The sequence below is a fragment of the Mycolicibacterium sediminis genome, assembly GCF_010731735.1.
Taxonomy (GTDB): Bacteria; Actinomycetota; Actinomycetes; order Mycobacteriales; family Mycobacteriaceae; genus Mycobacterium; species Mycobacterium sediminis.
Genome location: NZ_AP022588.1, coordinates 6,243,897 through 6,250,641, shown reverse-complemented (window position 1 = coordinate 6,250,641; position 6,745 = coordinate 6,243,897). Strand labels below are relative to the sequence as shown.

Sequence of the window (6,745 nt, the reverse complement as noted above, 5' to 3'; positions counted from 1 at the left end):
CCGCCGGCTACGTCGACTACCTGACGCTGGCGGAGGCGAGCAGCCCCAGTCCGCGTAGGCTCTTCTCGCGAGCAGTCGAACTCTACTCTCTGGCGAAACAGGGGAGTTCGCGTCTGTTGGCGAGATGGGGTGACCCGAACGCATCGCCGAACGTGACGCCACTGCGAAGAATCCGCGCGATCTTCGCCGTGGCGTCACGTTCGTCCGGGCACTGCGCCGCAGGTCGTTGGGCGCCCAACCAACGGGTTGGGCGAGGCTGCTGGCTCGCATCGCGAGGATCATCCTCCACGCTGGGCTTCTGTAGTAGGGGAAGTCTGCGTATCCATACACCCCAGGACCTGGAGAGTCAGACATGTCCGAAGAAGCCTTCATCTATGAGGCGATCGCACGCCGCGCGGCAAGCAGCGCAACGGAGCCTCAACGAGATCAAGCCTGTCAACCTCGTCGGCCTGATCGACGAACTGCGCACCCGCCACCCCGATCTCGACGAGAACCTGATCAGCGACCTGATCCTCGGCGTCGTCTCGCCCGTCGGCGACCGGCGGCGACATCGCCCGCACTGCCGCGCTGGTCGCGAAGCTCCCGAGACCACCGGTGGATTCCAGCTCAACCGCTTCTGCGCGTCGGGCCTCGAGGCCGTCAACACCGCCGCTCAGAAGGTCCGCTCCGGCTGGGACGACTGGTGCTCGCCGGCGGCGTCGAGTCGATGAGCCGCGTCCCCGGTTCCGACGGCGGCGCATGGGCCACCGACCCCGAGACCAACTACCGCATCGGCTTCGTCCCGCAGGGCATCGCCGACCTGATCGCCACCATCGAGGGCTTCACCCGCGACGACGTCGACGCCCGCGCGCTGCGCGCAGGAGAAGGCCGCGGCCGCATGGTCGGGCGGCTACTTCGCCAAGTCCGTCATCCCGTGAAGGACCAGAACGGCCTGTCGTCCCGACCGGACGACGAGCGACATGCGCCCCGACTCCAGCCTCGAGGGCCTCGCCGCTGAAGACCGCCTCGACGCCGTCGGTCAGATGGGCGGCTTCGACGACGTGGCGCTGCAGAAGTACCACTACGAGCGCATCAACCACGTGCACACCGGCGGCAACAGCTCCGGCATCGTCGACGGCGCCGCACTGGTGCTCGTCGGCAGCGAGAAGGCAGGACAGTCGCAGAACCCGACGCCGCGCGCATCGTGGCCACCGCCACCAGCGGCGCCGACCCCGTCATCATGCTGACCGGCCCGACGCCCGCCACCAAGAAGGTGCTGGACCGTGCCGGCCTGACGGTCGACGACATCGACCTGTTCGAACTCAACGAGGCCTTCGCCTCGGTGGTGCCTCAAGTTCCAGAAGGACCTGAACATCCCCGACGAGAAGCTCAACGTCAACGGTGGCGCCATCGCGATGGGCCACCCGCTCGGCGCCACCGGCGCCATGATCACCGGAACCATGGTCGACGGTTCGAGCGTCGGGCGCGCGCCGCGCTCGTCACGCTGTGCATCGGCGGCGGCATGGGCGTCGCGACCATCATCGAGAGGGTGTAAGGCCATGGCAGAGAACACCATTCAGTGGGAGCAGGATGCCGACGGCATCGTCACCTGACGCTGGACGACCCCACCGGGTCGGCCAACGTGATGAACGAGCACTACCAGGAGTTCATGCACAACGCCGTCGAACGGCTTGCGGCGGAGAAGGACTCGATCACCGGCGTCGTCATCACCAGCGCGAAGAAGACCTTCGCCGGTGGCGACTCAAGGGCATGATCAACCTGGGCCCCGAGAACGCCGCCGAGGCGTTCGAGATGGTCGAGGCCGTCAAGCGTGACCTGCGTGCGCTCGAGACGCTGGGCAAGCCCGTCGTGGCCGCGGTCAACGGTGCGGCCTCGGCGGCGGCTCGAGATCGCCCCGCGTGTCACCACCGCATCGCGGCCGACGTCAAGGGCAGCCAGATCGGCCTGCCCGAGGTCACCCTGGGTCTGCTGCCCGGCGGTGGCGGCGTCACCCGCACCGTGCGCATGTTCGGCATCCAGAAGGCCTTCATGGAGATCCTGAGCCAGGGCACGCGCTTCTGCCGGCCAAGGCCAAGGAGACCGGTCTGGTCGACGACCTCGTCGGTTCCGTCGAGGAGCTGGTGCCCGCAGCGAAGGCGGATCAAGGCCAACCCCGAGAGCCACACCCAGCCGTGGGATGCCAAGGGCTACAAGATGCCCGGCGGCACCCCCGCGTCGCCCGGCCTGGCCGGCATCCTGCCGTCGTTCCCAGCCCTGCTCAAGAAGCAGCTCAAGGGTGCGCCGATGCCGGCGCCGCGCGCGATCCTCGACGCGGCCGTCGAGGGTGCGCAGGTCGACTTCGACACCGCGAGCCGCATCGAGAGCCGCTACTTCACGCAGCTCGTCACCGGCCAGGTCGCGAAGAACATGATCCAGGCGTTCTTCCTGACCTGCAGTACATCAACTCGGGTGGGTCACGTCCCGACGGCATCGGCAAGACCCCGATCACCAAGATCGGCGTCCTCGGCGCGGGCATGATGGGCGCGGGCATCGCGTACGTCTCGGCCAAGGCCGGGTTCGACGTCGTCCTCGCGACGTCAGCATCGAGGCCGCCGAGAAGGGCAAGAACTACTCGGAGAAGATCGAGGCCAAGGCGCTCGAGCGCGGACGCACCACCCAGGAGAAGTCCGACGCTGCTGGCCCGCATCACGCCCAGCGCCGACCCGGCCGACTTCCAGGGCGTCGACTTCGTCATCGAGGCGGTGTTCGAGTCGGTCGAGTTGAAGCACCAGGTGTTCCAGGAGATCGAGGACATCGGCCCAACGCGCTGCTGGGTCGAACACCTCGACGCTGCCCATCACCGGTCTCGCGGCCGGGTGAAGCGCCGACGACTTCATCGGCATCCACTTCTTCTCGCCGGTCGACAAGATGCCGCTGGTCGAGATCATCAGGGCGAAGACGTCCGACGAGGCGCTGGCCCGCGTGTTCGACTACACCCTGGCCATCGGCAAGACGCCGATCGTGGTGAACGACAGCCGCGGCTTCTTCACCAGCCGCGTCATCGGCACGTTCGTCAACGAGGCGCTGGCGATGCTGGGCGAGGGCGTCGTCCCGGCCAGCATCGAGCAGGCGGGTTCGCAGGCCGGCTACCCGGCGCCGCCGCTGCAGCTGTCCGACGAGCTGAACCTCGAACTGATGCACAAGATCGCGGTCGCCAGCCGCAAGGGCATCGAGGACGCGGGCGGCATCGTACGAGCCGCACCCGGCCGAGGCGGTCGTCGAGAAGATGATCGAACTCGAGCGTCCGTCGCGGCTCAAGGGCGCGGGCTTCTACGATTACGTCGACGGCAAGCGCGTCGGCCTGTGGGAGGGGCTGAAGGACACCTTCAACTCCGGCACCGCGTCGATTCCGTTGCAGGACATGATCGATCGCATGCTGTTCGCCGAGGCGCTCGAGACGCAGAAGTGCATCGACGAGGGTGTGCTCACGTCGACCGCGGACGCGAACATCGGCTCGATCATGGGCATCGGCTTCCCGCCCTACACCGGCGGTAGCGCGCAGTTCATCGTCGGCTACGAGGGTGCCGGCGGCGTCGGCAAGGCGGCCTTCGTGGCCCGTGCCAAGGACTGCCGAGAAGCGGCGAGCGGTTCACCCGCCCGCCTCGCTCACCAGCTAGTCGGACACCGAAGAGCCCCGAATCCGTGACGGATTCGGGGCTCTTCGGCTGTCCGCCCCTAGAACGAGCCCATGTCCGCCGACAACCAGTGCTCGGGCGTCATGAAGATCGCGACGTGTTCGCCGAGGTTGTCCTTCGCGAACTGCAGGTAGCGCTCGGCGGCCTCGCCGTCGAGATAGCGGCGGGTGACCTCCTCCCTCTGCGCGTCGGTGCCGGGCTCGATGGCTGACCGGGCCGTCCACCGCGACGTACCGCGTGGTCGGCTCCACCCGGTCGATCATCAGCGAGAAGTACCCCGCCGCCTCGATCAGGCGGTGCTTGCGCGAACCCGCACCCGTCAGCACCCACAGCTCGCCGCCGGGGGAGTACTGGTACCAGATGGGGAGCGTCAGCGGTCCACGGTTGGCGCCCGACACCGACAGCGCACCGACGTGCTGGGGTTCGGCCAGGAAGGCCTCGCGATCGTCCTTGTTGAGTGCCATGACGTCAGGCTAGCCACGGCGGGTGAGCGCACGGGTTTCTCGCCGTCGAGGTAGGCGTCGGTCACGCTGACGACGTCCACGATGCCGTTGGCGAGCACGCCCGCGATGAATCCGGCGATCGCCCCACCGATCACCGGCATCCGCACGTCCACCACGGCCGTGCCGACCAGCCGGGTGCCGGTGACGGCACGCCGAAGCGTCACCGACCCGTGGCCGGAGATGGGCGTCCGGGGGGCGTCCACGGCGATCGAGCAGCGGACCACGTCACCGTCGAGCGCCGACCACTCCTCGCGCTGGACGACGTGCAGCGTCCCCACCCGCAGGCGCCGCAACGGACCGGGCAGATCGTCGCCGCCGAAGCGCATCGACATCTGCATGGTCGTGGTGCCGTCGCCGGCGGTGCTCAGCTCGTCGAGGCGCGCGCCGCCCGCGACGAACGCCAGCCTGGCCTGCCAGTAGTCGGCGTCGTCGAACGCCGCACGGATGCGGTCGATGCCGTACGGGGATTCGGCGGACAGCTCGAGGGGTGCTGCACGGCCCGGTCAGATGAACGGGATTCCCGGGTCAGATCGGGTGGCGGGGAAGGCCCAGCGGGTTCAGCGGGTTGATCGCCGGTGGCGGGGCAGTCCGAGCGGGTTCAGCGGGTTGATCGCAGGCGGCGGCGGGAGCGCGCCCGGGCAGCTGGCTGAGTGCCGCCGCACCACCGAGCAGGGTGCCGACACCGAGGTCGGGGGTCAGCTGCAGGTTCGGCACCACCTGCAGTCCGACGCTGGGCAGCGCCAGGGTGGGTTGACCTCGCCCAGCGGCAGACTCCGAGATGCCGCCGAGACCGTCGGGTGCCGAGGCCCGCCAGCGACGGCGGCGGAGGTAGCGCTTGCAACTGCTTGCTGATGCCGTCGAGCAGCGACACGCAGCGGCCGTTCTCGGCGTCGACGATCTGGCCGTCGGTGCAGGAGACGCTCTGCGACGCGGCCGAACCGTTGCCGCCGCACGGCTGGACGCCAGCGCAGTCGTCGGCCGAACCGATCGCGGGCGTGACGACGGTGGAGAAGGCGAGGGGGGCCATGACCAGCGCGGAACCCGACAGAAGTGTGAACAGAATCCGGTTCGTGCGTGCCGTCATGAGAATCCCTAGAAATATCGTCGCGCGCAGTGAATCCGTGCACGACGAGTGTAGACAATCTTTCGCCTCGCGGGCATGACCGAAGGAACCGGGAACCAATGACGGCGGGACCGTCGACGGTGGCCCGGTCCCGGCCTAGAGTGGGGCCTCGGCGCTTCGGACTCTTCATTCCGCAGGGTTGGCGACTCGACCTCGTCGACATCCCACCAGCGAGCCAGTGGAGGTGATGCGCGACCTCGCGGCCTACGCCGACGGCAGCGCCTGGGACTCCCTTTGGGTGTACGACCACTTCCACACCGTGCCGGTCCCGACCGACGAGGCGACCCACGAGGCGTGGTCCCTGATGTCGGCGTACGCGGCGACCACCTCGCGGATCAAGCTCGGTCAGATGTGCACCGCCATGAGCTACCGCAATCCGGTGTACCTGGCGAAGGTCGCAGCGACGGCGGACATCATCTCGGGCGGCCGGGTGCAGATGGGCATCGGAGGCGGCTGGTACGAGCACGAATGGCGCGCCTACGGATACGGATTCCCGTCGGCGGGCACCCGGCTCGGTCGCCTCGACGAGGGCGTCCAGATCATGCGCGACGCATGGCGCGACGGCCGGGTCAGCTTCGACGGCAAGCACTATCAGGTGGACGGCGCCATCGTCGCCCCGAAGCCGCTGCAGGAGAACGGGATACCGCTGTGGATCGCCGGCGGCGGTGAGAAGGTGACGTTGAAGATCGCCGCGAAGTACGCGCAGTACACCAACTTCACCTCGCAGCCCGAGGGGTTCAAGCACAAGTCCGACGTACTCGAGTCCCACTGCCGCGACGTCGGAACCGACTACGGCGCCATCGTCCGGTCCGCGAACTTCAACGCGGTCGTCGGCACGTCGGAGACGGAGGTCACCGAGCGCATCGAGCGGATCCGGTCCCGCCAGGTCGCCAAGGCGAACTCGGAGGCCGTCGACGGGATGCTCGACCATCACGTCGCCCGACTCGGCGACCGGGACGCCCGAGCAGATCGTCGAACGGCTCACTCGCATGAAGAATCTCGGCTGCGAGTACGCCATCCTCTACTTCCCGGAGGCGGCGTACGACCGGTCCGGCATCGAACTGTTCGAGCGCGAGGTCATTCCGGCGTTGAGCTGACGACGGGTCAACCGACGCGCGACGCCTGGTACTGCAGGATCGACCAGTCGTCATCCTGGCGGGTGAGGACGACGCCCAGGTTGGCCTGCACCGCGGTCCCGTCGGCGAAGGCGAACGTCGCCAGCAGTAGCCGGAGACGACGTCGGTTGCCGGCGAACGGCTTTCGAGCACCCGGTAGGTTACCGTCATGCCGGCGGGCTGCGAGTCAGTAGGCGCGTACCGCGGCGCGGCCGACGCCGTGGGGTCGCAGCCCTGGAACACCGCGTCGGTGGTGAACGCCGAGGCCACCCGGTCGGGATCGTGGGCGTCGACGCCGGCCGCCCACTCGTCCATCACGGCGGTGACGAT

6 protein-coding genes and 7 pseudogenes are annotated in these 6,745 nt (G+C 68.5%); 9 read left to right on the top strand and 4 right to left on the bottom strand.

What is annotated here, in order from left to right:
- Nucleotides 1–352: 352 nt before the first annotated feature.
- From G6N64_RS30820 to G6N64_RS30800, 5 genes and pseudogenes are all read left to right on the top strand, one after another.
- Nucleotides 353–1,534: pseudogene (locus G6N64_RS30820) on the top strand (acetyl-CoA C-acetyltransferase).
- Between the two features lie 24 nt (nt 1,535–1,558).
- Nucleotides 1,559–1,753 carry a Clp protease/crotonase-like domain-containing protein gene (locus tag G6N64_RS30815; RefSeq protein WP_425487205.1) on the top strand — a complete coding sequence of 65 codons (195 nt, stop codon included), beginning with the start codon at nt 1,559–1,561 and terminating at the stop codon, nt 1,751–1,753.
- Nucleotides 1,750–2,517, top strand: a complete 768-nt coding sequence (locus G6N64_RS30810; protein ID WP_425487204.1) for an enoyl-CoA hydratase-related protein — start codon at nt 1,750–1,752, stop codon at nt 2,515–2,517. The genes G6N64_RS30815 and G6N64_RS30810 overlap by 4 nt, the downstream gene beginning before the upstream one ends.
- A pseudogene (locus G6N64_RS30805) lies at nt 2,514–2,747 on the top strand (3-hydroxyacyl-CoA dehydrogenase NAD-binding domain-containing protein); the annotation flags it as partial. The gene G6N64_RS30810 and the pseudogene G6N64_RS30805, both read left to right, overlap by 4 nt.
- Nucleotides 2,748–2,907: 160 nt before the next feature.
- Nucleotides 2,908–2,952 (top strand): annotated as a pseudogene (locus tag G6N64_RS30800) (hypothetical protein); the annotation flags it as partial.
- A 17-nt stretch (nt 2,953–2,969) separates the two neighbouring features.
- Here G6N64_RS30800 and G6N64_RS30795 read toward each other — a convergent pair.
- Nucleotides 2,970–3,101, bottom strand: a complete 132-nt coding sequence (locus G6N64_RS30795; protein WP_425487210.1) for a hypothetical protein — start codon at nt 3,099–3,101, stop codon at nt 2,970–2,972.
- On the opposite strand from G6N64_RS30795, the pseudogene G6N64_RS30790 reads away from it, so the two are divergent.
- A pseudogene (locus tag G6N64_RS30790) lies at nt 3,070–3,156 on the top strand (hypothetical protein); the annotation flags it as partial. The gene G6N64_RS30795 and the pseudogene G6N64_RS30790 overlap by 32 nt on opposite strands.
- A 115-nt stretch (nt 3,157–3,271) precedes the next feature.
- A pseudogene (locus tag G6N64_RS30785) lies at nt 3,272–3,685 on the top strand (hypothetical protein); the annotation flags it as partial.
- A 29-nt stretch (nt 3,686–3,714) separates the two neighbouring features.
- Here the strand turns inward: G6N64_RS30785 and G6N64_RS29835 are convergent.
- The 3 genes and pseudogenes from G6N64_RS29835 to G6N64_RS29825 form a co-directional block, all read right to left on the bottom strand.
- A pseudogene (locus G6N64_RS29835) lies at nt 3,715–4,138 on the bottom strand (pyridoxamine 5'-phosphate oxidase family protein).
- The gene (locus tag G6N64_RS29830; RefSeq protein ID WP_163802221.1) at nt 4,045–4,656 is read right to left on the bottom strand and encodes a DUF2505 domain-containing protein; all 612 of its coding nucleotides are present in this window, start codon (nt 4,654–4,656) and stop codon (nt 4,045–4,047) included. Before G6N64_RS29830 ends, G6N64_RS29835 begins: the two are co-directional and overlap by 94 nt.
- Nucleotides 4,657–4,702: 46 nt before the next feature.
- A complete protein-coding gene (locus G6N64_RS29825; protein ID WP_163801327.1) occupies nt 4,703–4,894 on the bottom strand; it encodes a hypothetical protein in 192 nt (63 codons plus the stop codon).
- Nucleotides 4,895–5,028: 134 nt separating this feature from the next.
- Between G6N64_RS29825 and G6N64_RS29820 the strand changes: the two genes are divergently transcribed.
- Together G6N64_RS29820 and G6N64_RS29815 are read left to right on the top strand one after the other, a co-directional pair.
- Nucleotides 5,029–5,340: a hypothetical protein gene (locus G6N64_RS29820; RefSeq protein WP_163801326.1), complete on the top strand. Its 312-nt coding sequence runs from the start codon at nt 5,029–5,031 to the stop codon at nt 5,338–5,340.
- Nucleotides 5,341–5,359: 19 nt separating this feature from the next.
- Nucleotides 5,360–6,397, top strand: a pseudogene (locus tag G6N64_RS29815) (LLM class F420-dependent oxidoreductase).
- Nucleotides 6,398–6,745 lie beyond the last annotated feature (348 nt).